General features: G+C 62.9%; 22 protein-coding genes and 1 tRNA gene. 16 read left to right on the forward strand and 7 right to left on the reverse strand.

Features of this window, described 5'->3' with window-relative positions; genetic code table 11:
• Positions 1 to 106: 106 nt before the first annotated feature.
• The 3 genes from fliJ (at position 107) to OCA5_RS05020 (ending at position 2,323) form a co-directional block, all read left to right on the forward strand.
• Positions 107 to 526: a flagellar export protein FliJ gene (fliJ, locus tag OCA5_RS05010; protein WP_012564241.1), complete on the forward strand. Its 420-nt coding sequence runs from the start codon at positions 107 to 109 to the stop codon at positions 524 to 526.
• 199 nt (positions 527 to 725) lie between these two features.
• Positions 726 to 1,271: a sigma-70 family RNA polymerase sigma factor gene (locus tag OCA5_RS05015; RefSeq protein ID WP_012564240.1), complete on the forward strand. Its 546-nt coding sequence runs from the start codon at positions 726 to 728 to the stop codon at positions 1,269 to 1,271.
• Entirely contained in the window at positions 1,271 to 2,323 is a 1,053-nt protein-coding gene (locus OCA5_RS05020) for an anti-sigma factor (protein ID WP_013912901.1), read from the forward strand. The genes OCA5_RS05015 and OCA5_RS05020 overlap by 1 nt, the downstream gene beginning before the upstream one ends.
• A 367-nt stretch (positions 2,324 to 2,690) precedes the next feature.
• On the opposite strand, the gene OCA5_RS05025 is transcribed toward OCA5_RS05020, so the two are convergent.
• The 4 genes from OCA5_RS05025 to OCA5_RS05040 form a co-directional block, all read right to left on the reverse strand.
• On the reverse strand, positions 2,691 to 2,903 hold the full coding sequence (locus OCA5_RS05025) for a hypothetical protein (RefSeq protein ID WP_012564238.1): 213 nt from the start codon (positions 2,901 to 2,903) through the stop codon (positions 2,691 to 2,693).
• A 322-nt stretch (positions 2,904 to 3,225) separates the two neighbouring features.
• Positions 3,226 to 5,355: a flagellar biosynthesis protein FlhA gene (gene flhA / locus OCA5_RS05030; protein ID WP_012564237.1), complete on the reverse strand. Its 2,130-nt coding sequence runs from the start codon at positions 5,353 to 5,355 to the stop codon at positions 3,226 to 3,228.
• A gap of 241 nt (positions 5,356 to 5,596) precedes the next feature.
• Positions 5,597 to 5,672: transfer RNA gene (locus tag OCA5_RS05035), tRNA-Ile, on the reverse strand.
• Positions 5,673 to 5,799: 127 nt separating this feature from the next.
• On the reverse strand, positions 5,800 to 6,903 hold the full coding sequence (locus tag OCA5_RS05040) for a globin-coupled sensor protein (RefSeq protein WP_012564236.1): 1,104 nt from the start codon (positions 6,901 to 6,903) through the stop codon (positions 5,800 to 5,802).
• 499 nt (positions 6,904 to 7,402) lie between these two features.
• On the opposite strand from OCA5_RS05040, the gene OCA5_RS05045 reads away from it, so the two are divergent.
• On the forward strand, positions 7,403 to 7,588 hold the full coding sequence (locus OCA5_RS05045) for a hypothetical protein (RefSeq protein WP_012564234.1): 186 nt from the start codon (positions 7,403 to 7,405) through the stop codon (positions 7,586 to 7,588).
• A gap of 215 nt (positions 7,589 to 7,803) precedes the next feature.
• Here the strand turns inward: OCA5_RS05045 and OCA5_RS05050 are convergent, their stop codons facing one another.
• Entirely contained in the window at positions 7,804 to 8,175 is a 372-nt protein-coding gene (locus OCA5_RS05050; RefSeq protein WP_244396087.1) for an energy transducer TonB family protein, read from the reverse strand.
• Between the two features lie 245 nt (positions 8,176 to 8,420).
• Between OCA5_RS05050 and OCA5_RS05055 the strand changes: the two genes are divergently transcribed.
• Positions 8,421 to 8,705, forward strand: coding sequence for a con-10 family general stress protein (locus OCA5_RS05055; protein WP_012564232.1), 285 nt, complete (start codon positions 8,421 to 8,423; stop codon positions 8,703 to 8,705).
• Between the two features lie 305 nt (positions 8,706 to 9,010).
• Here the strand turns inward: OCA5_RS05055 and OCA5_RS05060 are convergent, their stop codons facing one another.
• The gene (locus OCA5_RS05060; protein WP_012564231.1) at positions 9,011 to 9,739 is read right to left on the reverse strand and encodes a GntR family transcriptional regulator; all 729 of its coding nucleotides are present in this window, start codon (positions 9,737 to 9,739) and stop codon (positions 9,011 to 9,013) included.
• Positions 9,740 to 10,025: 286 nt separating this feature from the next.
• Here OCA5_RS05060 and OCA5_RS05065 point away from each other — a divergent pair, with 286 nt between their 5' ends.
• The 8 genes from OCA5_RS05065 to OCA5_RS05100 all read left to right on the forward strand — a co-directional run bounded on the left by OCA5_RS05065 (position 10,026) and on the right by OCA5_RS05100 (position 21,249).
• Positions 10,026 to 10,820 (forward strand): SDR family NAD(P)-dependent oxidoreductase, encoded by a 795-nt coding sequence (locus OCA5_RS05065; protein WP_012564230.1) that lies wholly within the window; start codon positions 10,026 to 10,028, stop codon positions 10,818 to 10,820.
• A 55-nt stretch (positions 10,821 to 10,875) separates the two neighbouring features.
• Complete coding sequence (locus OCA5_RS05070) at positions 10,876 to 11,646, forward strand: ABC transporter ATP-binding protein (protein WP_012564229.1); 771 nt, start codon at positions 10,876 to 10,878, stop codon at positions 11,644 to 11,646.
• Positions 11,643 to 12,482 (forward strand): ABC transporter permease, encoded by an 840-nt coding sequence (locus OCA5_RS05075; RefSeq protein WP_012564228.1) that lies wholly within the window; start codon positions 11,643 to 11,645, stop codon positions 12,480 to 12,482. The genes OCA5_RS05070 and OCA5_RS05075 overlap by 4 nt, the downstream gene beginning before the upstream one ends.
• A 45-nt stretch (positions 12,483 to 12,527) precedes the next feature.
• Positions 12,528 to 13,514 carry an ABC transporter substrate-binding protein gene (locus OCA5_RS05080; RefSeq protein WP_012564227.1) on the forward strand — a complete coding sequence of 329 codons (987 nt, stop codon included), beginning with the start codon at positions 12,528 to 12,530 and terminating at the stop codon, positions 13,512 to 13,514.
• 7 nt (positions 13,515 to 13,521) lie between these two features.
• Positions 13,522 to 14,430: an alpha/beta fold hydrolase gene (locus OCA5_RS05085; RefSeq protein WP_012564226.1), complete on the forward strand. Its 909-nt coding sequence runs from the start codon at positions 13,522 to 13,524 to the stop codon at positions 14,428 to 14,430.
• Positions 14,431 to 14,444: 14 nt separating this feature from the next.
• Positions 14,445 to 16,856: a transketolase-like TK C-terminal-containing protein gene (locus tag OCA5_RS05090; protein WP_012564225.1), complete on the forward strand. Its 2,412-nt coding sequence runs from the start codon at positions 14,445 to 14,447 to the stop codon at positions 16,854 to 16,856.
• Between the two features lie 126 nt (positions 16,857 to 16,982).
• Positions 16,983 to 19,634, forward strand: a complete 2,652-nt coding sequence (locus tag OCA5_RS05095) for an ATP-binding protein (RefSeq protein WP_012564224.1) — start codon at positions 16,983 to 16,985, stop codon at positions 19,632 to 19,634.
• Positions 19,627 to 21,249: a response regulator gene (locus tag OCA5_RS05100; RefSeq protein WP_012564223.1), complete on the forward strand. Its 1,623-nt coding sequence runs from the start codon at positions 19,627 to 19,629 to the stop codon at positions 21,247 to 21,249. The genes OCA5_RS05095 and OCA5_RS05100 overlap by 8 nt, the downstream gene beginning before the upstream one ends.
• Here OCA5_RS05100 and OCA5_RS05105 read toward each other — a convergent pair.
• On the reverse strand, positions 21,213 to 21,938 hold the full coding sequence (locus OCA5_RS05105) for a winged helix-turn-helix domain-containing protein (RefSeq protein ID WP_012564222.1): 726 nt from the start codon (positions 21,936 to 21,938) through the stop codon (positions 21,213 to 21,215). The genes OCA5_RS05100 and OCA5_RS05105 overlap by 37 nt on opposite strands.
• 246 nt (positions 21,939 to 22,184) lie before the next feature.
• Between OCA5_RS05105 and fmdA the strand changes: the two genes are divergently transcribed.
• From fmdA to OCA5_RS05120, 3 genes are all read left to right on the forward strand, one after another.
• Positions 22,185 to 23,411 carry a formamidase gene (gene fmdA / locus OCA5_RS05110; protein WP_012564221.1) on the forward strand — a complete coding sequence of 409 codons (1,227 nt, stop codon included), beginning with the start codon at positions 22,185 to 22,187 and terminating at the stop codon, positions 23,409 to 23,411.
• Between the two features lie 78 nt (positions 23,412 to 23,489).
• Entirely contained in the window at positions 23,490 to 24,002 is a 513-nt protein-coding gene (locus tag OCA5_RS05115) for an AmiS/UreI family transporter (RefSeq protein WP_012564220.1), read from the forward strand.
• Positions 24,003 to 24,070: 68 nt separating this feature from the next.
• The gene (locus tag OCA5_RS05120; protein WP_012564219.1) at positions 24,071 to 24,370 is read left to right on the forward strand and encodes an FmdB family zinc ribbon protein; all 300 of its coding nucleotides are present in this window, start codon (positions 24,071 to 24,073) and stop codon (positions 24,368 to 24,370) included.
• Positions 24,371 to 24,654: the final 284 nt, after the last annotated feature.

The following is a 24,654-nucleotide window of genomic DNA, read 5'->3' on the forward strand; positions in this document are numbered from 1 at the left end:
CTTTGTCGGGCCATGATCCCCAGTGTCTGTTTATCGCCGGTGGGGCCCGATCGGGGAGCCGGTTCTGTCCCGTTTTGGTACTGGGACTTCTGGGGAGTTTGAGTCGATGAAGTCACGAGAAACGCTCATCCGTCTGAAGAAATTTCAGGTCGACGAAAAGCGTCGCCGGGTTGCTCAGATCGAGGGCATGATCGCAGAATTCCAGCGGATGTCGGTCGATCTCGAACGCGAGATCCAGACCGAGCAGGATCGCGCCGGCATTCAGGACCCCTCTCACTTCGCTTATCCGACCTACGCCAAGGCCGCGATCCAGCGCCGCGAGAATCTGATGCGCTCCGCCGACGAACTGCGCGGCCAGCTCGAGGAAGCGAAGGCGCAGCTCGGAGACGCGTTCGAGGAATTAAAGAAGGTCGAACTGCTCGACGAGCGCGACCAGGCCCGTGAGCGCGCTGAAGAGAACGCGCGCGAGCAGGCCGACCTCGACAGCATCGGCCTGATGCGCTCGCGGATCGGCGCGGTCGCCTGAGACACACGGTATTTTTGAAACGTTGGAAAGCCCGGCCCGCAAGGACCGGGCTTTTTGCTGCCGGCTGACAGGCGGCGGTCCACAGGCTGCGAGGCGGATGGGAAGCGCGCCGCCGCACGTGCGAGCCCGCATTTTACACTCGCGCCGGAGGCTGGCATAAAGACCGCTGTCGCTGCTGCGCGGGAGTTGGGGACTTCGCATGCACACACCGGCCGAACTTTCGGAGTTGATGACCCAGGTCGCCGATGGCGATCAGGGTGCGTTCGAGCGCCTGTTCGAGGCGACCCGCGCGCGGCTTTACGGCGTGGTGCTGCGTATCCTGCGTGACACGAGCCTCGCCGAAGAAGTGCTGCAGGAAGCCTACGTCAAGATCTGGAACGACTCTGAGCGCTACCGTCCCGAGGATGCATCGGTGTTGTCATGGATGGTGGCGATCGCGCGCACCCATGCCGTCGATGTCGAGCGCAAGCGTGGCGGTGCGCCGCTGGCGCAGGCCGCGGGCTTTGAAGCGGCCTCCGATACGCCGCAGCCTTTGGCGCGCCATGAGATGTCGGACGAACTGAAGGCGCTGCTGGAATGCGTCGGCCAGCTTGAGCCGGACCGGCAGAAGCTCATCCTGCTCGCCTATTATAACGGCTGGAGCCGTGAGCAGCTCGCGGTCAAGTTCAACGCGCCGCTTGGCGACGTGAGAACCTGGCTGCGCCGCAGCCTTCTCGATATCCGCGCCTGCCTCGGACTTGCATGATGGCGTACAGCGAAGACCATATCGCCCTTGCGGCGGAATACGCGCTCGGTACCCTCGATGCGGACGAGCGTGCGCTGGTCGAGACGATGATGATCGTCGATCCCGGGTTTCTCGCCATCGTGCACGCATGGGAGCGCAAGCTCGCGCCGCTGCATCAGATGGTGTCGCCGGTCGAGCCGCCCGGACTGCTCTGGGAGCGGATCAGGACGGCCATTCCGCCTCGGGAGAAGCCGGTCGCACCTGTCGTTGAATCGCCCGTCGATGCCGTGGACATGACCGCTACAGACTTGGCAGCTACAGACTCGGCGGCTCCGAACTTGGCGGCTGCGGACGTAGCAGCCGCGGAGGTGACGCCCGATGCACCGTCTGCCGGTGGTGCGCTGCCGCTGGCGGATGGGGCGAGTGATCCTTCCCTCGCGTCTGAATCCGATAGGCTTACGGAAACCGATGCTGCGCCGAAAGCGGATGCGGAGCTCACATCACGCGATATGGCGGTTGCGTCCGCAACGGCCGACAGGCTTGCGCAACGCGAGCCCGCGAAAGCCTCCAGCGGTTTCGGCCGCCTGATGGCTCTGATTGCGGCGGCGTTCGCGGCGCTGGCCGGATTGCAGATCGTGGGGCCGCAGTGGCTGCCGGCCGCGCTGCGGCCCAAGCCGGAGATCCGCGTCGAGAAGGTGCTGATCCCGCCACCGCCTCCGGCCGCGCAGTTCGTGGCCGCGCTGCAGTCCGATGCGCGCGATCCGGGCTTCGTCCTGAGCATCGATGCCAGAACGCGCCGCTACACAGTGCGCCGTGTCGGTCCGCCGCCGCCGGCAGGCACGAGCTATGAACTCTGGATCGTGCCGGCTGGCACCAACGAGCCACGTTCGCTCGGCGTGATCGGGGCTGATACCTTCACCACAAGCGATGCGCTCGCAAGCTTCGATGCCGCGACAGTGAACGGCGCGATCTATGCCGTGACACCGGAGCCGGAAGGTGGCGCGCCGAACGGCAAGCCAACGGCCCAGCCGCTCTGGGCAGGCAAGCTCTACGAGAGCGTCCCGGCGCGGTGAGGGCGGTCTAACGGAGATGCTGTGAATCTCTTTGCGCGTCATTGCCGGGCTTGACCCGGCAATCCATCCACTTTTTTAAAGATGGATGCGCGGATCAAGCCCGCGCATGACAGTCTGTGGGTACGAGATATCTCGGGCTGCATCTTTCTGTGGGTACGAGATATCTCGGGCTGCATCTTAAAGGATGAGTTGATCGAACTTTGCTTCGCATCGAGACGCCGCCGCGCCAACCCCAGACAGCAAAAAACGCCCGTGGGGGGACGGGCGCTTTTTGTCCGGGTTCATTGGGGATGAGATGTCCCGGAAATATTCACAAGGCGACTTCGGGGGGCGGGGAAGAGAGCCTTATGAATTCATGAAATTCAGATCAGCGGATCACCTGTTGTTCGGAGTCGGTCAACATCATGGTCTTGCTGGCCTTGAGAACCGGTGCGTTCGCGTGCGCGGTCTGCACACCGTTGGCTTCGGCGGTGAGGTGCGCGGAGATGCTGAGCCCGGCGATGCCGATGGCCGCCACCAGTCCCACCACCACGATCTTGAGGTGGGTCATGCGGTCAGCGCTGTACAACGAATGGTTCATGTCGCCTCCCTCACGCTTGTCGGCTTTCGCCGTCGTCCGCCTTACCTGGTTCGCCGCGGGGTCAGTCCCGAGCCGAACCGTTCAAACTCGATGTTCCGTAAACGTGGGGAAGGGCGTTTTTGTTTCCCAGACCCCATCACAAGCGAGTGATTTTTCTTGATCGGTCGGGAGCAATCTAGCGAACGAAATAAAAATAACGATAAATCAGATAGTTACAATTTTAGTTCCATCCGAGTTCCATGAAGTCGCGAACGGCACGCTTAAGAAATCGTTTGGATGTGACGAAATTGTCATGTCGGCCGGGTGGCAAAAGCGCAGATTCTCAAACGCTTCCAACGGTCTTGAGTTTCGCCCGCGGGTGAATTTCCGCCTGCGACAGCACCGTGGTCTGGGCGCGGAAACGCTCCACCAGCGAATGCACGAAGGGACGAATTGCCGCAGAGGTGACCAGTACCGGGTTTTCGCCTTCGCGCGCGGCCTGTTCGAAACGGTCGCGGGTCGCGGTCATGAATTCGGAGAGCTTCGAAGGCTGCATCGCCAGCGTGCGGTCCTCGCCGGTGCCGATGATCGACTCTGCGAAGGCCTGCTCCCACCGGGCGGAGAGCGCGATCAGCGGCAGGTAGCCGTTGATCGAGGTGTTCTGCGCGCAGATCTGGCGCGCGAGGCGGGCGCGGACGTGCTCGACCAGCACCGCCGGGTTGCGCGAGAACGCCAGCGCATCGGCAATGCCTTCGAGGATGGTGGAGAGGTCGCGGATCGAGATGCGCTCGGCGAGCAGGAGTTGCAGCACGCGCTGGATGCCCGATACTGTGATCTGGCTCGGGACGATGTCCTTGACGAGCTCGCTCTGCTCCTTCGGCAACTCCTTCAGAAGCTTCTGCACTTCGCCGTAGGACAACAGGTCCGACATGTTGCTCTTGAGAAGCTCGGTGAGGTGCGTCGACAGCACGGTCGCGGCATCGACCACGGTGTAGCCCTTGAGCGAGGCTTCCTCCTTGAGCGAATTGTCGACCCAGGTGGCGGGCAGACCGAAGGTCGGCTCGGTGGTGTGGGTGCCGGGCAGGGCGACCTGATTGCCGGCGGGGTCCATCACCATGAGCTGGTTCGCCCAGACGCGGCCCGCGCCAGCGTCGACTTCCTTGATCTTGATGACGTAGGTGTTGGCCTCGAGTTGCACGTTGTCGAGGATGCGCACCGCCGGCATCACGAAGCCCATCTCGATTGCAAGCGAACGGCGCAGCGCCTTGATCTGATCGGTGAGGCGGTCGTTGCCGTCCGGGCCGTTGACGAGCGGCAGCAGCGCGTAGCCGAGCTCGATCTTGAGGTCGTCGATCTTGAGCGCGCTCGAGATCGGCTCTTCCTCTGCAGCCGCGGCGGCGGCCTCGGCGCTCGGTGCCGCGGCGGCCAGCGCTTCCTCGGCCTTGGCGTGGGTGTTGCGGCGGCGCGCCTTCAGCGCCAGCACGCCCGCGCCCGCGCCGAGCGCCAGGAACGGGATCATCGGAATGCCCGGCACCAGCGAGAGCACGAGCATGACGCCGGCCGACATGCCGAGCGCCTGCGGATAGCCCGAGAACTGCTTCATCATCGCCTTGTCGGCGGCGCCGGAGACACCCGCCTTCGACACCAACAGGCCGGCCGCGGTCGAGACGATCAGCGCCGGCACCTGGGTGACGAGGCCGTCGCCCACGGTGAGCAGCGTGTAGGTGCGCGCCGCGTCCCCAAAGCTCAGGCCCTGCTGCGCCACGCCAATGATGATGCCGCCGATGATGTTGATGAAGACGATCAGGAGGCCCGCGACGGCGTCGCCGCGCACGAACTTCGAGGCACCGTCCATCGCACCGAAGAAGCCGCTTTCGTCCTCGATCTCCTTGCGTCGGGCTTTCGCGGTCTGCTCGTCGATCAGGCCCGCCGAAAGGTCGGCGTCGATCGCCATCTGTTTGCCGGGCATGGAATCGAGGTGGAAGCGTGCCGCGACTTCGGCGATGCGGCCCGAACCCTTGGTGATGACGACGAAGTTGACGATGACGAGGATCGTGAAGACGATGATGCCGATCACGAAATTGCCGCTCATCACGAAGCTGCCGAACGCCTCGATCACATGACCGGCGGCGGCGGTGCCCTCGTGGCCGTGCGAGAGGATGAGGCGGGTCGACGCGAGGTTGAGCGACAGCCGCAGCATCGTCGAGATCAAGAGCACGGTCGGGAAGGCGGAGAACTCGAGCGGCGCATGGATGAACAGTGACGTCATCAGGATCAGCACCGAGAAGGTGATCGAGATCGCCAGAAACAGGTCGAGCACCAAAGGCGGCAGCGGTAGGATCAGGACGACGAGGATCGTCAGCACGCCGAAGGCGAGCGTGAGGTCGCCGCGCTTCAGGGTGTCCTTGATGTCACCGAAACTTGGAATCTGCAGGCGCGATGGTCCGCCTTGCCCCGCCGTCACATCGACCATGCCTGCCGTTTCCCCACGCGAACGCCGCCGCTGCCCGCCAAACACTTTTGCGGCGGCCGGAGGGCCGCCGGGCGATAAGTGATTCACCGCGCTTGCTTCCACGGGACCCCCGCTGGTGCAGAACGACACTCACTTTCACTGGGCAAAATTTGCCCGGTGTATGGTTAGTAAAGGGTTAACGCGGGAGGACGGCGGGGGTATCGGCGGCTGCGGATAGGGTGGCCAGCACGGCAAGGGGAAATGGTGGGCCCGGCAGGACTCGAACCTGCAACCAGACCGTTATGAGCGGTCGGCTCTAACCATTGAGCTACAGGCCCCTGTCGCGAGATGGGGGCGACATCGGCCCCATTCCTTACAATGGGCCGGACACGGCGGCAATTACAGCCTGCCGGGAGAAATTCCGGCGGCCGCGGGCAATCCGCGGCCGCCGTTTCGGATCAACAATCAGGCCGCGTCGAGGGCGTTGAGGCGTTCACGGAGCGAGCGCGCGCTGGCGGAGACGGCGGCGAGATTGGTCGAGATGTTGTTGGCCGCCGAGTGCTGGTGGTGGATCGCCTGACTTTCGGACGCGATGCCCTGGTCGATCGCCTGCACCAGCTTCTGGGAGCCATCCATCTGCTGGATCGCGCCGAGAAGGGCTGCCTGAATGTCCTTCGACTGATTCTTCACCTTGTGGGTGGCGTTCTCGGCCTCGGCGGCAAGCGCCTTCACCTCGTTCGCGACGACGTTGAAGCCGCGGCCGTACTCGCCGCTGCGGGCGGCTTCGATCGCGGCGTTCAGCGCGAGCAGCTTGGTTTTGCGCGAGACCTCGGTGATCACGCTGACGAAGCTCTCGATCTGCCTGGTGATCTCGCCAAGTTCGGTGAGCTTTTGTGTCAGGACATTGATGCTGGAGACGGTCTCGCGGCAGCGCTGCAGATTGTCGTCATTGAGCGAGGCCACGGTCTTGACCGTCTCGTTCAGCTCTTCCGCGGCGGAGCCCATCGCCTTGAGAATGTCGTCCTCAAAGGTGTTCAGGAGCGGCTCGGAAATCTCTCTGATCTGGGTGCGCGAGGCGGCGCTGTCATAGGCCGAAATCGCGTAGCACAGGTCCAGGAAGAACATGCGGACAACGGAGTTCATAGCGGCGCTGAGGCGGGTTGCCTGCTCGCCTTCGCCGAGATGCTGCGTGGCGATCCGGGTCAGGAAATTTTCCAGCAGGATGGCCGAGCTTGCGACGTAAAGGTCGTTGGTCAACAGGCATTTCTCGTGCGCCAGCCCGATCTTCTGGGAGAGTTCACGGAATTCCGCATCCGGCGTGCCGTCAAAGAATCGCTGCCAATGCTTGAACTGGATGCCGTTGATGTGCGCGACCAGTTGCGCAGCATCGATGTTGTTACGGGCGCAACTCTTGCCGATCATGTCCTGGAAGAAAGGGAATGACAGGATCCGGCCGTAGAAATTGTCCATAATGGCGGCTTGGTCGCCGGTGATCGAAGCCTTCAGTTCGCGAAGTTGCCGAGTATCGTTTTCAGTAAAACCAATCAAAGAAATAAGATCGACGGTCAAAATAACCTCCCTGAAATACCGGGTGGTATACGGTATAGTACGTGTCGTTAATAATTCGCGAAGCGATATAATTTTGCGGTGGGATTTTTATCGGTTGATCGTCGCCTGCTACGCGCACCCATGGCCAACGCGCACCAGCTTGGTGGCCCGGCAAATAGGGAAGGGTGACGGGGTCGGTGGCCGCTCTCACCTCGGGCTTGCGGGCATCGGCTGGTCAGCCCCGTGCGACAATCGCTGCGGCCAAGCTGAAGCCTTTCCCGGCCCTCATATTCCCGGATACGGCGGCCGCGCGGGAAAACGAGCGCTGCATCTTGAGAGCAGCGGACATACTCTGGCCAGAAACCACCTCTGTCATGAGGCCTATGATTCGAGGAGGTGATGCGTCATCTTCTTCGACGAAGCCATCGCCGACAAAACGGGGGTGAACGAACCCAGCAGCGCATCGCAGCTTTGCTGTCCCGTCGGCAGGCAGGCCTTGAAGGTCCTTGGAGGTTTTGACATGGAGTTGCTCATCCCGCCTCGCCACCGCGAACAGTTCTCGGTGCTTCGCGACAGCCTTCCGACGGAGCAGGCCAAGGTCGGGCCTGTCACCTGGAATGGATATCTCCGGGTCCAAACCAGCGATCAGGTGCTGATCGATGTGCTCAAAGAGGAGCTGGATGCTCAACCCGCCGTGGTCGGCTGATAACAGCCTCGCTTGTTAAGCGACGACGCTCATCAAAAATCGAGTCCTGAATCGCCGCGACATATCGTGGCCACGCTGAAACCTTTTGCGGCGCGCGTGGTTGGGCCTGTACCTCCCTCGACTTGAGCCTGCCCGGATGTCACCCGCGGCGGGCTTTTTCTTGCGGGAAGGCATCATTAGTTTTGGGTGGTCGTTAGTCCTGGATGGTCGGCCTATTACATTTCCAGCATCGGACATCTCATCCGCGATGGTCTGAAAACGATAGGGACGCGGAAACTGTCGTCGAAGTTGCGCGGCGGCGGCGGAAAGGGCTGAGCCCGCTGCACGTTGATGATTGCCGCCTTGTCTGCAATGTCGAATCCGCTGGATTTCAATACTTTGGCGTATGAGAGGGCATCGCGGTCGATTTTAAATTTCACGATAGTCGTCAAAACCCGGCAATTTCGATCGCCTCGAATTGGGTAGGCTTGCGCGCTGCTCATAAGCCTTTGTATGACGGCGTCGACATATTCCGGAGAAACCTTGGCACTCGAGGGCGCGGTTTGAAATGTAAGGAAAAGAAGGATCGCGGCAACGGCGACTCGCATAACAAACACTCCGAAATATCGAGGTAAGATACTTGGATGCCTCGTGTTCGCAATGATTTCTTTCCGCCGGAGATGACCACCGCCGAGCCCTTGAGAACGCTTCGCTGCCGCGAAGTGTGGCGAGGGAGTGAAGCTCCTTTCTTGGAAAGATCACATTCATCGGCAGGAACGCGGACATGCGCCCTTGCTTGACCAGGGACAGTGCAACGACGCACTGCCTCAAGCCAAGCAAGAGGAGAGATGTCATGGCGAATGAAGGACGCGGCTTTGCCGGTATGGACCAAGACAAGCAGCGCAACATCGCAGCCAAGGGCGGGCAAAGCGTGCCGGATGAGAAGCGGAGCTTTTCGCAGGACCGCGAGTTGGCTGCCGAAGCGGGCCGCAAGGGCGGCGAGCATAGTCACGGTGGTCAGCAGCAGCAGAGCGGCGGGTCGAGCGGCCAGCAGGGCGGTCAGCGCGGTGGTTCGGGCAATTTTGCCAACGATCGGCAGCGCGCTTCCGACGCCGGCCGTCGCGGCGGTCAGCACTAACCACAACCGCACGCATTTCTGATTGCAACGTGGTGCAAGGGCAGGCCCGCTCCGGCTTCGGGGTGGGCTTGTCTGTGTTGAAGAAGTGGCTGAACTCCCGCTTGGCTGCGGCCGCCGGCTCCTGTCTTCACCTCGCCCCGCTTGCGGGGCGAGGTCGGAGCTTGAGCGGACGCAAAAGCTCCGGGTGAGGGGGATTATCAGGCCTGCAGGAAATGCCCTTCGCAGTTTTGCCCCTCACCCCAACCCTCTCCCCGCAAGCGGGGCGAGGGAGAAGAGGGCGCATGCAGAGTTCAGGTGCGTAGCCCTCACAAATTGAACGCTGTATCCGGCAATTGCAGAATCCAGCTTGCGGAGGCGCGCAGGTGATCTTCCATCGCGTTCTGCGCGGCGGCGGCGTCGCCTGCGAGGATCGCATCGGCAATCCGGATGTGATCCTTGTGCGAACTGACGATTTTGTCGGGCTGCATCGATTGGCCGACCTGAAACATCACGATCGGTAGATGCAGGTTCTCGATCAGCTGCGACAACTGCTTGTTGGCGCCGATGCCGACGATGGTCTGATGATAGATGCGGTTCTGCCGCATGAAATTGGACCACGACCAGCTCGAGCCGTCCGGCTTCGTCTCCTCCCACACCGCGAGAAAGCGCGCGCGATGATCGCCCTCGTCGATGTGCTCGGCGGCGAGCTTCGCGCCGAGGCCTTCAAGATTGATGCGGATCTCGAACAGTTCGCGCACGTGATCGCGCGATAGCCGCCGCACCATCGCGCCGCGGTTCGGAATGAGATCGACGAGGCCGTCAGCCGCGAGATGCTGAAACGCCTCGCGCACCGAGCCGCGGCTGACGCCGAGCTGCGTGGTGAGATCGTTCGCGACCAGCCGTTGTCCCGGCACGATGCGCCCGGCCAAGATCGCCTCGCGCATGCGCTCTATAATGTCATCGACGATCTTGCCGCGGCGTGCGCCCGCCGCGCTGCCGAGGCCGGCCGCACTGGGCCTGCCGGCTTCATCAATTACGTCAACGCTCGCCGCCATCTCACCCTCGCTCGTGCTTCAAAATCGCACATGGCGATTGACTTTCAAAACGCTGAAAATATTGTATGACAATATTGTCAGAATAAAATGAGGCCAAAAGGCCCGTTCGCGCAGGAAACGTCAGGGAGAGGAGCCGTCGCCGCCCGCAGGGCAGCAAGCCGACATATCGGACGATCCGGACCTAACGCCCGGACGGGGCGCGCTCTGCGCAGGCAGAGATCGCGGACGCGTGCCTGCACTCGAAAGCCAACCAACGACAAGTTTGAACCGATCAGGGGAGTAGCCGATGGATTTGGGTATCAAGGGCCGTGTTGCCATCGTCACGGGCGGAAGCCGTGGTATCGGCCGCGAAAGCGCGCGCGAATTCCTGCAGGCGGGCGCGAAGGTGTTCATCTGCTCGCGCACGGCCGATGAGATCACGAAGACGAGCGAGGAGCTTGCCAAGCTCACCGGCGGCGAGATCAAGCACACGGTCGCTGACACTACAAAGCCTGCCGATATCGCCCGCGTGGTCGATGAGGCCGTGAAAGCATTCGGCACGGTGGATATTCTCGTCAACTGTGCCGGCACGATGTATTCCGGCCGTTTCGCCGAGATGACCGACGAGGGCCTGCAGAAGCAGCTCGATACCAAGCTGTTCGGCTTCCTGCGGATGATCCGCACCGTCGCGCCGATCATGCGCGACAAGAAGTGGGGCCGCATCGTCAGCATGATCGGCGGTGCCGGCAAGGAGCCGGACCCCTATATGTTCGGCTCTGCGATCACCAACAGCGCGCTTCTCAACATGACGAAGTCGCTGTCGACCGAGTTCGGTCCCGATAACGTGCTCGTCAACGCGGTGTGCCCGGGCTGGGTTGCAACCGCACTGTGGCGTCAGCATGCGCAGGGCCTGCAGAAGGAACTCGGCGTTGGCGACGAGGACGAGGCGCGACGCTTGGCCGCGAAGAAAAACGCGCTCGGCCGCTTCGGCAAGCCGGAAGAGCTTGCGAGCGCGATTGCGTTCCTGTGCTCGGAGCGGGCAAGCTACATCACGGGCGTTTCGCTCAACGTCGACGGAGGCCGCTTGAAGGGGCTGTGGTAAGTCCGCGGCAGGCGGACGGGCGATATATCGTGATCTTGATGAGGCGGGCGGTGAGATGATCGAACTGCAGGGCATCGGAAAGACGTTTGGCGCCGGCGCGAACCGGACGAAAGCGGTTGCCGATGTCAATCTCACCATCGCGCCGCGGTCGATCGTCGCCCTGATCGGCCCGTCCGGTTGCGGCAAGTCCACGCTTCTCAACATGATTGCGGGCCTTTACCGCCCGACCGTCGGCAAGGTCATGTACGACGGCGACAAGGTCACCGACGTCAACACCGACGTCGGCTACATGACGCAGAAGGACAATCTTCTGCCGTGGCGCAGTGTGATCGACAACATCGCGCTGCCACTCGAGTTGACCGGCACGTCGCGTGAGGCCCGCTACGCGCAGGCCCGCGCGCTGATCCAGCAGGTCGGCCTCGACGGGTTCGAGGATAAATATCCGAGCAGCCTCTCGGGCGGCATGCGCAAGCGCGTGTCGCTCGCGCGCATGCTGCTGTACCGGCCGAAGACGCTGCTGCTCGACGAGCCGTTCGCGGCGCTTGATGCGCAGTTGCGGCTGGCGATGCACGATCTTCTCCTGAAGCTCTGGACCGAGCAGCAGCAGACCATCGTTCTGGTGACGCACGATCTCGTCGAAGCGATCACGCTGGCCGATCGCGTGGTCGTCTTCACCAAGCGCCCGGCGCGGGTGGCGATGGATCAGCTCGTCAATCTGCCGCGGCCGCGTGACGTGCGCGAGGTTCGCTTCACCAAGCAATTCCACGACACGCACAATTCGATCTGGGACCGCCTCCGCGAGGAATACGACGAGGAACGGATTTGAATAAGCCTGCTGCAGTTGAAACGACCGAGTCCGAAGCGGAACGTCTGGAAGCCCGGCAGAGCCGGACGCTTGCCGATGCGTCTACGGCGATGATGGCGGTTTACCAGACGTTGTTCGGCCTTCTGCTGCTGGTGCTGTGGCAGGCCGCCTCGGAGTGGCTGATCGATCCGTTTTTCATCAGCAGCCCGCTCGAAGTGATCGCCCGGCTTGTCGCATGGACATCCGACGGCAGCATCTTCGTCCATATCTGGGCGACGGTGTACGCAACCTTCCTCGGCTTTGCGATCGGCGCCGTGCTCGGCGTGGTCGGCGGCATCTGGCTCGGCGTGTCGCCGTTCTTCAGCCGGCTGCTCAATCCCTACATCTGGGCGTTCAACGCGCTGCCGAAAGTCGCACTGGCGCCGCTCCTGATCCTGTGGTTCGGGCTCGGCATCCATTCGAAGGTTGCGCTCGCCGCGGTGCTCGTCGTGTTCCTGGTGTTCGTCAACACCTTCTCCGGCGTGCGCGAGGTCGATCAGGATCTGATCGACGGTGTGCGCCTGATGAAGGCAAAGCGCTCGCAGATCCTGATGAAGGTGATCCTGCCGTCGGCGCTGTCGTGGATTTTCGTCGGTCTGAAATCCTCGCTGCCGTACGCGCTGATCGGCGTCATCATCGGTGAGATGATCGCCTCGAACAAAGGCCTCGGCTATCTCGTGCAGCGCGCGGGAAGCGAGTTCGATACAGCGGGCGCATTTGCCGCGCTGACTATCATCGCGGTGATTGCCGCGGTGCTCAACGAGTTCGTTCAGGCTTCGCAGGAGCGACTCGAACGCTGGAAGATTGTTAATCGATAGGACAACGAAACGCACCGCTAAGGTGCAATGGGAGGAGGCGCTAAGATGAGATCGATCAAGTGTGCAATCCTGGCCCTGTTTGCGATGGTTGGCGCAACCTGTGCCAACGCTCAGGAAACCGTTCGCATTACCAATATCGGGCATGGCTATTACGCGGGCCCGCTTTATGTCGCGATGCGCGAGAAGCTGTTCGAGAAGCACGGCCTCAAGGCGGACGTGACCTTCGTGAAGGGCGGCTCGCTGGTGCTGCAGTCGCTCCTCAGCAAGGACGCCGATTTCGGCGTTCTGACCTATGAGCACGTCATCACCGCGGCGGCACAGGGCAAGAGCCTGGTGCAGATCTTCAACATCACCACGCGGCCGATCAACAACGTCATCGCCAATAACGAACTGATCGAGGCCAACGCCAACAAATCGCTGAAAGACAAAATTCTGGCGCTGAAGGGCAAGCGCATCGGCACGCCGTCGCCGGGCGGCTCGGGCGAGAAGATGCTCGGGGTTCTCGCCAAGGAATACGGGCTCACGCTGCCGGGCGATGTCCAGCTCGTCTATCTCGGCGCCGATGCCGGCGGTTATGTCGGCGCGTTCCAGGCCAAGATGATCGATGCGGCGATGCCGTTCGAGCCTGCGGGCGTCATGCTCGAGCAGAAGAAGCTCGGCGGAATCTTTGTCAACCTGATGAAGGGCGACGTCGAGCAGTTCCGCGATCTCATTTTCATGGGCGTCGTCACCACGCCGGACATGATCCAGAACAAGCCCGAGACCGTGAAGAAGCTCGCGGCGGTGTTCTCCGAGGCGCAGCGCATCCTGCTCGATCCTGCGCGCGGCAAGAAGATCATGGCCCAGGAGTTTCCGGAAATGACCGCGGAGACCAACGAGCGCTCCTACGAGACGCTGACGCAGATTTGGAGCAAGGACGGCCGCATGACGCTCGAAGGCGGCAAGAAGGTCTACGACTTCCTGCAGCCGCCGGGCGACAAGAAGATCGAGTTCGAAAAGACCTTCACCAACGCGTTCCTTCCGGAAAAGTAATGCTGCCATGACCACCGATCCGCGGATTGCCTACGACGAGCACTGGGCGAAAAAGGGAGACGTCTCGTTGTTCGTGGCGCGCAAGCGGCTGCGAGAGCGTTCCGCGGATCAAACAAAGCGTCTCCCCGTCGTCCTCGTGCACGGGTCGTCGAATTCGGCGCTGCCGACCTTCGACCTCACCGTGCCGGGGCACCCGGATTACTCGTTCATGGACTGGCTCGCATTGCGGGGCTGGGACGTCTGGGCGATGGATCACGAGGGCTATGGCCGCTCGACTGTCACACCCGGAAACTCCGACATTGCAACAGGCGTGGAAGACCTGAAGGCGACGGCGCGCGTGATCGCGGCCGAGACCGGCATGTCGGAGTTCAATCTTTATGGCCTGTCGTCAGGCTCGCTGCGGGTTGCTGCGTTCGCGCAAGGAGCGCCCGAACACGCCGCGCGCATCGTGCTCGATGCGTTCGTGTGGACGGGGGAGGGCTCGCCGACGCTGGAGAAGCGCAGGGCGGGCGTGGCGCAGTTCCGAGCCTCGAATCGCCGCGCCATCGACATCGATTATATCGTCGGCATTTTCCTGCGCGACGGGCCGGGCACCACCGATCCCGCCGTTGCCGAAGCGTGCGCCCGCGCGCAGCTCCTTTATGACGACTCGGTGCCGACCGGAACCTATCTCGACATGACGACGAAGCTGCCGCTGGTCGACCCGGACAGGATTGCCGCGCCGACCTTCATGGTGCGTGGCGAGCACGACAGCCTCGCGACGATGGACGACCTGCTGGCGTTCTTCAATCGCCTGCCGACCAACGACAAGCGGTTCGCCGTGCTGCCGCATCTCGCGCACATTGCGACGCTCGGCAAGGCGCGCCATGTGTTGTGGAATGCGGTCGATGAATTTTTTCGGTCAGGGGTCAAGTAACAGCGGAGCGCGCCATGTCACCCGCGGAATCTGACAAGCTGAAGATGCTCGCCGAGCTCGAACGGCGCATTCTGTGGCTTGCCTCGTGGACCATCCATCAGGCGAACCATGTGCGCGAGCCGGGCGAGGTGAAGGTCGGCGGCCATCAGGCCTCGTCCGCATCGCTCGCGACCATCATGACCGCGCTTTATTTCGACGTGCTGCGTCCGCAGGACCGCGTCGCGGTGAAGCCGCACGCCTCGCCGATCTTCCACGCGATCCAGTATCTCGCAGGCAACCAGACCATCGAGAAGCTGCAGAACTTTCGCGGCCTCAAGGGCGCGCAGAGCTATCCCTCGCGCACCAAGGACATCGACGACGTGGATTTCTCCACCGGCTCGGTCGGCCTTGGCGTGGCGCAGACGCTGTTCTCCTCGCTGGTGCAGGATTACGTCAGCGCCCATGGCTGGATGGGCGAGCGCCCCGAAGGCCGCATGGTGGCGCTCGTCGGCGATGCCGAGATGGACGAGGGCAACATCTATGAAGCCCTGATCGAGGGCTGGAAGCACGGCCTGCGCAACTGCTGGTGGATCGTCGATTACAACCGCCAGTCGCTCGATGCCGTGATCCGCGAAGGGCTGTGGCAGAAATTCGAGCAGATGTTCGCGAATTTCGGCTGGGATGTCGTCATCCTCAAGCACGGCAGGTTGCAGCAGCAGGCCTTTGCCGAGCCCGGCGGCGAGGTGCTGCGCGACTGGATCGACCGTTGCCCGAACCAGCTCTATTCGGCGCTGACGTTCCAGGGCGGCGCGGCGTGGCGCAAGAAGCTGCTCGACGAGATCGGCGATCAGGGGCCGGTCAGCGCGCTGATCGACCGGCGCAATGATGCCGAGTTAGAGGCGCTGATGAACAATCTCGGCGGCCACGACATGCCGAGCCTGTTGCAGGCGTTCGAGGCGGCTTCAAAGCATGACCGGCCGACCTGCTTCATCTGCTACACGATTAAAGGCTTCAGCCTTCCGCTCGCCGGCCACAAGGACAACCACGCCGGGCTGATGACGCCCGCGCAACTTGCGACCTTCCAGACCAGCGTTGGTGTCCGCCAGGGCCACGAATGGGACAAGTGGGAAGGCACGGCGGTCGATCCGAAGAAGCTGGAAGCTTTCGTGCACGCCGCACCGTTCTTCGCGCAAGGCACGCGCCACCATTCGGCACCGAGCGTGGATGTACCTGCGCAGCTTGTCGTCCCGCAAAATGCCGGCAAGGTCGTCTCCACCCAGATGGGTTTTGGCCAGATCCTCAACGAGATCGCCCGCGACGACAGCGAGTTTGCAAGCCGCGTGGTGACGACCTCGCCGGACGTCACGGTCTCGACCAATCTTGGCCCGTGGGTGAACCGCCGCGGCTTGTTCGCGCGCGATAAGCTCGCCGACACGTTCAAGGCCGAGCGCATCCCCTCGACCTACACGTGGGAATTCGGTCCCTCCGGCCAACACCTCGAACTCGGTATCGCCGAGTCCAACCTGATGATCATGCTGTCGGCGCTCGGCCTGTCGCATTCGATCAACGGGGTGCGGCTGCTGCCGGTCGGCACGCTGTATGATCCCTTCATCTATCGTGCGGCGGACCAGTTGAACTACGCCTGCTATCAGGATGCGCGCTTCCTGCTGGCGGGCACACCGTCCGGCATCACGCTCGCGCCGGAGGGCGGCGCGCATCAGTCGATCGGCACGCCGCTGATCGGCATGGCGCAGGATGGCCTGTGCGCGTTCGAGCCCGCGTTTATCGATGAGCTTGCCGTCATCATGCGTTTTGCGTTCGACTACATGCAGCGCAACGGCGACGGCGATCCCGACGAGACCACATGGCTGCGCGACCAGACCGGCGGCTCGGTCTATCTGCGGCTGTCGACGCGGCCGGTGGAGCAGCCGGTGCGCGAGATGACCGATCAGCTTGCGAACGACATTATTCTCGGCGCGTACTGGATGCGCCCGCCGACGCCGAACACGACCGTGATGATCGCCTATCAGGGCGTGATCGCGCCGGAGGCGATTGCCGCCGCGGGGTTGCTCGCGGAAGATCGCCGCGATGTTGCGATCCTCGCCGTTACCTCGGCGGATCGCCTCAACGCCGGCGCGCAGGCGGCCGAGCGTGCGCGCCAGCGTGGCAATGCGGCGGCGACGAGCCATATTGAACGCATGCTGGAAAAGCTCGACCGCAATTGCGGCATTGTCACGGTGACGGACGGCCATCCGCTGACGCTGTCATGGCTCGGCAGCGTGCAGGGCCATCGCGTCAAGGCGCTGGGCGTCGAGCATTTCGGCCAGACCGGCACCATCGCCGACCTCTACCATCACTATAATATCGACACCAACGCGATCGTTCACGCCGCGCAGGCGGCCTCGACCGGCCGCACCGTGCGTTACCTCCGCGCGCTTTCGACCTGACGGCGGGCGGCACGCGGCCGCCCCGAAGCCTCGCTTTTTCGGGTGCCGCGCTTTCTTGACGCGGATCGTATCCACGCCGCTCGAAAACACTATAAGATCGTTCCCGTATGAACGGGGACCTGTTCAGTGGAGACGCCACGGCTTCCGGCTTTGCGTTCCTATCACTCGTGGATCGCGAACGAGACCCTTGAGGACTATTCGCTCCGCTATGCTGCCCAGTCGTTTCGGCGCTGGTCACCTTTCGTCATCTCCAATACCGCGCTCGGCGGCATTTCGTTTCTGGCGCTTGAGGCGATCGGCGGTGCGCTGACGCTGAGCTACGGTTTTACCAATGCCGCGCTCGCAATTCTGGTCGGCTCGATCTTCATCTTCGTCACCAATCTGCCGATCTCCTATTATTCCAGCCGCTACAACATCGACCTTGACCTGCTGACCCGCGGCGCGGGGTTCGGCTATATCGGATCGACCATCACATCGCTGATCTACGCGAGCTTCACCTTCATCTTCTTCGCGCTCGAAGGCGCGATCATGGCGCAGGCGCTGAAGCTCTATGCCGGGGTACCGCTGGTCGTCGGCTATATCGTATCCTCGCTCATCATCATCCCGGTGACGATGATGGGCGTCACCATGATCAGCCGCCTGCAGCTTGTGACCCAGCCGCTCTGGCTCCTGATGATGATCGTGCCGTTCGTCATGATCATCTGGAAGCAGCCGGAAGATATCGTCGCGTGGACGAACTTCGCCGGCCTCGACGGCAGCAAGACCGGATTCAACAGTCTCGCCTTCGGGGCGGCGGTCAGCGTGATGTGCTCGCTCGTGGTGCAGGTCGGGGAGCAGGCGGATTATTTGCGGTTTTTGCCGAACAAGACCCCGGAGAACCGGGTGCGGTGGTGGAGCGCCGTGGTGATGGCAGGCCCTGGCTGGATCATCATCGGCGGGCTCAAGGTGCTTTGCGGCGGCCTGCTCGCGGTGCTCGCTGTGTCGGGCGGTTTGCCGCCCGCCGTCGCGCTTGAGCCGATCCATATGTACATCACCGCCTATCGCTATGTGTTCGACGACGCGGCGACCGTGCTGCTTGCGGCGACCGTGTTCGTGATCCTCTCGCAGGTGAAGATCAACGTCACCAACGCCTATGCCGGCTCGCTGGCGTGGTCGAACTTCTTCTCCCGCGTGACGCATTATCATCCCGGCCGCGTCGTCTGGCTCGTCTTCAACATTCTCATCTCGCTTCTTCTGATGCTGCTCGGCATCTTCCAGACGCTGGAACTCGTGCTTGCCGTCTATTCCAACATCGCCACCGCATGGATCGGCGCGATCTTCGCCGACCTGTGGGTGCTGAAGCCGCTAAAGGTCAGCCCGTCCTTCATCGAGTTCAAACGCGCGCATTTGCCGAATTTCAATCCGGTCGGGTGCGGCGGCATGGCGTTCGGCTCGCTGGTGTCGATCGTGGCGTTCAACGGGCTGCTGGGACCGGTTGCGCAGGCTTACTCCGCGCCCCTTTCGTTCGTCGCCTCGTTCTCGCTGGCGATCCTGATCGGCATCGCCACGCGCGGGCGTTATTACATCGCCCGCCAGCCGCCGCCGCATATCGCCGGGATGCAGGGACCGGCGCTCCGCTGCGAAATCTGCGACCATTCCTACGAGCGCGAGGACATGGCCTATTGCAGCTTTTATGAGCGGCCGATCTGCTCGCTGTGCTGCAGCCTCGAAGCGCATTGTCACGACGTCTGCAAGAAATCGAGTGCGGCGATCGAAACCTCGCGCTCGCATTATTTCGGGCCGGGCTTCTCGCGCATGCTGGCGCCACACATGCCGCAACGGCTCCTCAAGGTTGGCAGCCTGTTGCTGGCACTGTCGGTTGTGGCGGGCGCGCTGTTCCTGCTGACCTATCGTCTGGTCGAGCCGGGAGCAGATGTGCCGCGCCTCGAAAATGACGCGCTGCTGCTGCGGGTGTTTCTGGCGCTGCTGCCGCTGCTCGCCGTCGGGGCATGGTGGATCGTGCTTTCCAACGAGAGCCGCGAACTCGCGCAGCGCAACCTGGTGGCATCGCTGGAGAAATTGCGCGATGCGCAGGGCGAACTCGCGCGCACCGAGCGCCTCGCCACCATCGGCCAGATTACCGCAACGGTGAGTCATGAGTTGAGGAATCCGCTCGGCTCGCTGATGGCGTCGGTTGCGGTGCTGAAACGCACGCCGCCAGATACCAGCCCGGGTGTGCGCGGCGAGCTTGACCGCATCCAGCGCAACATTGAGCGGTGCGCCCGGATCATCGAGGATCTGTTGCAGTTCTCGCGGCGTCCGCGCATGGCGCTGGCGCCGCTCGCGATCGATAGCTGGATCGAGCAGAACGCCGCGGATCTGCGGGCGCTGTCGGATGTCTCGCTCGATCTCGATCTGCGATCCGGCCGCTTCATTCAGGCGGACGGCGAGCGGTTGCGGCAGGCGCTTGTCAATCTGGTGCAGAATGCGATGCAGGCGGCGGCCGAGCAGCATCCCGCGGGCGAGGGAAAGGTCGTGCTCTCGACCGAAAATATCGGCGACGTCGTTCGCCTGTCGGTGATCGACAACGGCGTCGGCATGACGGAGGAGGTGCGCGCCCGCGTGTTCGAGCCGCTGTTCAGCACCAAGACCTTCGGCGTCGGGCTTGGCATGGCGCATGTCGCCCGCATCGTGGAGCGTCATGCGGGCACGATTGTGATTTCGTCCCAGCCGGGCAAGGGCAGCAATATCGAAGTGCGCCTGCCGGCTCGCGAGATGGAGGGCGCGGATAATGGATGAGGCGATCTTTCCCGTGCATGGAGAGAAACAGCGCGCCCGCCGCGTCCTGATCGTGGACGACGATGCCGACGTCGCCGGAAGCCTCGCCTCGTTGCTGCAACTCGAACACTACGATGTCGAGATCGCCCATGGGCCCGAGACCGCGCTGCCGCTCGGTGCCAGGGCGGATGTCGCGCTGGTCGATATCCGGCTCGGGCATGCCGATGGTGTGCAGCTTGCGGCGGAGCTGCGCCAGCACCATCCCGATATTCTGGTGGTGATGATGACCGCCTATGCGTCGATCCAGACCGCGATCAAGGCGATCCGCGCCGGCGCTTACGATTATCTCTGCAAGCCGTTCGATCCCGATGATCTGCTGGCGACGCTCGACCGCTGTTTCGAGCGCCTCGATCTGGTGCGCTCGCGGCGCGAGGCGGAGGAGCAGTTGCGCCACAGCCGCCGGATGGAAGCGCTGGGCCAGCTCACCGCGGGCGTCGCGCACGACTTCAACAATCTCCTGTCGGTCGTGATTGGCAATCTTCGCCTCGCGCGAGAAGATGTGTCTGCGTCCGCGATCGCCGACACCGCGGTGCTGCGTGAACTTGTGCAGGACGCGCTCGATGCCGCGCTCGGCGGGGTGGAGACCACGCGCCGCTTCCTCGCGCTCGGCCGCAATCAGGCGCTGACGCCGGAAACGCTCGACCTGCGGATTCAGGTCAGCGAATTGTCGCGCTCGCTGGAGCGCATGCTCGGCGAGGAGGTCGGTCTCGTCGTCAATGTGCCGGAGACCGCGTGCGCGATTTACGCCGACCGCCATCAGTTCGATGCGAGCCTTCTCAATCTTGCGATCAATGCGCGCGATGCCGTTGCCGAGCGAGAAGACGCGGCCGGGCGGATCGTGCTCGACGTGGCCTGCGTCGATCTGCGGGAAGGCTCGCCGCGGCTGCTACCCGACATGAAGCCCGGCTCTTATGTCCGCATCAGCGTGACCGACAATGGTTGCGGCATGACGGCCGAGATTCGCGAGAAGGCGTTGCAGCCGTTCTTCACCACCAAGGCGGCGGAGCGCGGCAGCGGCCTCGGCCTCAGCACCGTCTACAGTTTCGTCCGGCAGTCGGAAGGCAATCTTGCCATCGACAGCATGCCGGGTGTCGGCACCACGGTCTCGCTCTATCTGCCGCTGTGCGCGTCCGATCGGCGCGCGGAGCAGGCGGCCCGGAGTGAAGTTGCAGACAAGGGCAGGGTGCTGCTGGTCGAGGATCAGGCGCCGGTGCGGGCGCTGTTCACGCGCCAGCTCAACCGCCTCGGATACGAGGTGATGGCGGCGGGGAATGCCGAGGACGCGCTGCGCATTCTGGAATCCGGCCGCGCCTTCGACCTGATGCTGAGCGACGTGATGCTGCCGAACCGGATCAACGGCACGGACCTGTGCCGGATCGTGCGGCAGCGCTGGCCGCGCACCGCCATTCTGCTGGCGACGGCGCTGCCCGCGGCTGCGCTCGAGACGTTATGCGAGGAAGGCTCAGCCCCTCGCGTGCCGATCCTGCAGAAGCCCGTCGAGATCGAAGTGCTGGCGGCGGCGCTGCGCCGCGCGCTCGCTCAGTGCGACGATTCCGGCGAGAGTGTGAAGACGTAGCCCGCGCCGCGAACCGTCTTGATGATCTGGTTGGCGCGATTGTTATCGTTGAGCTTGCGGCGCAGCTTGCCGATCAGCACGTCGATGCTGCGGTCGAACGGCGTCCAGTGCCGGTTGGCGATCAGGTCGAGGATCTGGTCGCGCGTCAGCACGCGCCCCGCGCGCTGCACCAGCGCCGCCAGCAGATGGAACTCCTGACTCGTCAGCACCACCGCCTCATCATCCGGTGAGAACAATTCGCGGCGGCCGAGATCGAGCCGCCATCCGGCGAAAAGAATAATGTCCTTCTCCGCGGGAGCGGCGCTGCGCTGCGGCGTGGGCCGGGCGCGGCGCAACACGGTGCGGATGCGCGCCAGCAGTTCCCGCGGCTCGAACGGCTTGGTCAGATAATCGTCGGCGCCGATTTCGAGACAGATGATCTTGTCGACGGTCTCATGCCGCCCGGACAGCATGACGAGCGGTGTATCGTATCGGGTGCGGATATCGCGGGCGAGGGTGATGCCGTCCTCGCCGTTCGGAAAACTCAGATCAAGAATGATGAGATCGAACGGAACATTGGCAAGTGCCCGCTGCATCGCGTTGCCATCGAAGGCGAATTCGGTTGCATAGCCTTCGCGTGTCAGGAACTTGGAGACGAAGCCGCACAGCCGCGGGTCGTCGTCCACCATCAGGATACGCTGAGTCTGCACGGCACTCCCCTTGCATCTCGCAGGGTTTCACGGCACCCGATCCTCGATTGAGTAGATCATATCCGGCTTTGGCCCGATATGGGCCTGCGGCACAAAATCCGGTTACAAAAAATTACATAGCGCCGGCCTTCCGATCACATGCGGCTTACATGACGAGCTTAGCCTCTTCCCGGGTGCGGTGCGCCACGCGGTCTGCGTGGGCGCACTTTCAGCGAAATATCGTGCACCGGCACAGGGAGGAAGCAAATGGCCAAGACCGTATTCAAGATCGACGTCAACAAGGCCCCGGAAACCCAGTCAGTCAAAACACATAACCGCTGGCATCCCGATCTTCCGATGGTGGAGACATTCAAGCCGGGCTCCGAATTCCGTGTTGAATGTTACGACTGGACCGGCGGGCAAATTCACAACGACGACAGCGCCAACGACATTCGCGACGTCGATCTCACCAAGGTTCACTATCTCAGCGGCCCCTTCGGCGTCGAAGGCGCCGAGCCGGGCGACCTCATGGTGGTCGACATTCTCGACATCGGCCCGATCGAGGGATCGGAGTGGGGCTTCAACGGCCTGTTCGACAAGAAGAACGGCGGTGGCTTCCTGACCGAGCACTATCCCCATGCGGTCAAATCATGCTGGGATTTCCACGGCGTCTACACCACCTCGCGTCACATCCCGAAGGTGCGTTTCCCGGGCCTCATCCATCCCGGCCTGATCGGCTGTCTGCCGGACCACAAGTTGCTCGCGGAAGCGAACCGCCGTGAAGCGGCGCTGGTTGCGACCAACCCCGACCGCGTGCCGCCGCTTGCGGCATTGCCTTATGCCGACACCGCGCTGATGGGCCAGATGTCCGGCGGCGCGCGCGACAAGGCGGCAAAGGAGGGCTGGCGCACGGTGCCGCCGCGCGAGCATGGCGGCAACTGCGATATCAAGAACCTGTCGCGCGGCTCGCGCTGCTACTTCCCGGTCTACGTGAAGGGCGGCGGCCTCTCGATGGGCGATATCCACTTCTCGCAGGGCGACGGCGAGATCACATTCTGCGGCGCCATCGAAATGGCGGGCTGGATCGACATCGGCGTCGGCCTCATCAAGGGCGGCATGGCGAAGTACGGCATTATCAACCCGATCTTCAAGCCGAGCCCGATCGATCCGCATTTCGACGACTATCTGATCTTCGAGGGCATCTCGGTCGATGAGCACACCGGCGAGCAGTATTATCTTGACGCCCATGTGGCCTACCGGCGGGCCTGCCTCAATGCCATCGAGTATCTGAAGAAATTCGGTTACTCGGGCGAGCAGGCTTACTCGATCCTCGGCACTGCGCCGGTGGAAGGGCGCATTGCGGGCATTGTCGATATCCCGAACGTCTGCGCCACCGTCGCGATCCCGACCAAGATCTTCGAGTTCGACATCAACCCATCCTCTACCGGCCCGACCAAGCAGGTGAGCGGGGCGGATGTCGCAAGAGCGAGCTGATCGCTCGGTCGATCAACTGATGCATGCGGAAGGCCCGGCAGTTTTGCCGGGCCGACCGGTGCCGGCGGAGGACGGGCCATGCTTCTCGGATTGGCGTTACTTTATGTCGGCGCGGTTCTGACCCTGAATGGCCTTTGGCTGCTCGGGAAGATCGAAGACCGCGAGATTGCTTTCATCAACGTGGTGTCGGGCTTCATCACGCTGTGCGTCGCGCTCTACTCGGCGTTCGGGCCGGGCGCGAATGCCGGCTCGGTGCGGGCCGCGGCGCTGACCCTGTTGTTCACGACGACGTATCTCTGGGTTGCCTACAACCGGGTGGTGTCGGTGGATGGGCGCGGCCTCGGCTGGTTCAGCCTGTTCGTCGCGATCACCGTGGTGCCGGTTGCAATCGGTGCATTCAGGGACTCGGCCGATATCGCGGGCCTCTGGATGGCGTTCAACTGGACCGCGTGGGCGGTGCTCTGGTTCATGTATTTCCTGCTGCTCGCGGCCAAGCGTCCGATTCTGCCGGCAACAGGCATGGCGACACTGCTGGTCGGCATTTTCACCGGATGGTTGCCCGGCATGCTGATGCTCGAAGGGAAAATCTAAAGCGTTTTCGAGCGAACCGGGAACCGGTTCGCGTGAAGAAAACGCGTCAAAAAACTCTGGAGGATCGAATGCCACTTTACAGTTACGCCTGCGAAGAGTGCGGTCCCTTCGAGGGATGGGCGGAGATGTCGGAAGCGGAGAAGGCGATGTGCTGCCCGAGCTGCGCGGCCGAAGCGGCGCGGATGATGGCGACGCCTCATCTCAGCACGATGGGGTCGGGATTGCGCCGTGCACTTTCGCGCTCGGAGAAGACGGCGTCGGAGCCGCGTGTCGTTTCCCGCAAGCATCTTGCCGGCTGTGGCTGCGCGCTTTGCGCGGTGCGCAAGAAGCCAACGCCGATCGAGCGGCGCTGGTCGCTTGGGCACTGATCGCGACGGTCGTTCGCGGCCGTGGATGTTCAATAGTTCATCGATCGGTCCCGCAGCCGCGTTTCCTTCGCCTCTCCCCGTTGGGGAGAGGCCGCGCCATAGGCGCGGGTGAGGGGAACTGGATATTAAATCGAGGCATTGAGAGCCCCTCACCCTAACCCTCTCCCCGTAAGAACGGGGAGAGGGGGTGCCGTGGTCCTTGCTTGCGTCCGCTCCCCGTTCGGAGCAGTTCGGCTTTCCCGGAGTCGGTTTAGTCACAAGACGGCTGACTTGTTTTGTAAATT

The sequence above is a fragment of the Afipia carboxidovorans OM5 genome, assembly GCF_000218565.1.
In the GTDB taxonomy this organism is placed as follows: domain Bacteria; phylum Pseudomonadota; class Alphaproteobacteria; order Rhizobiales; family Xanthobacteraceae; genus Afipia; species Afipia carboxidovorans.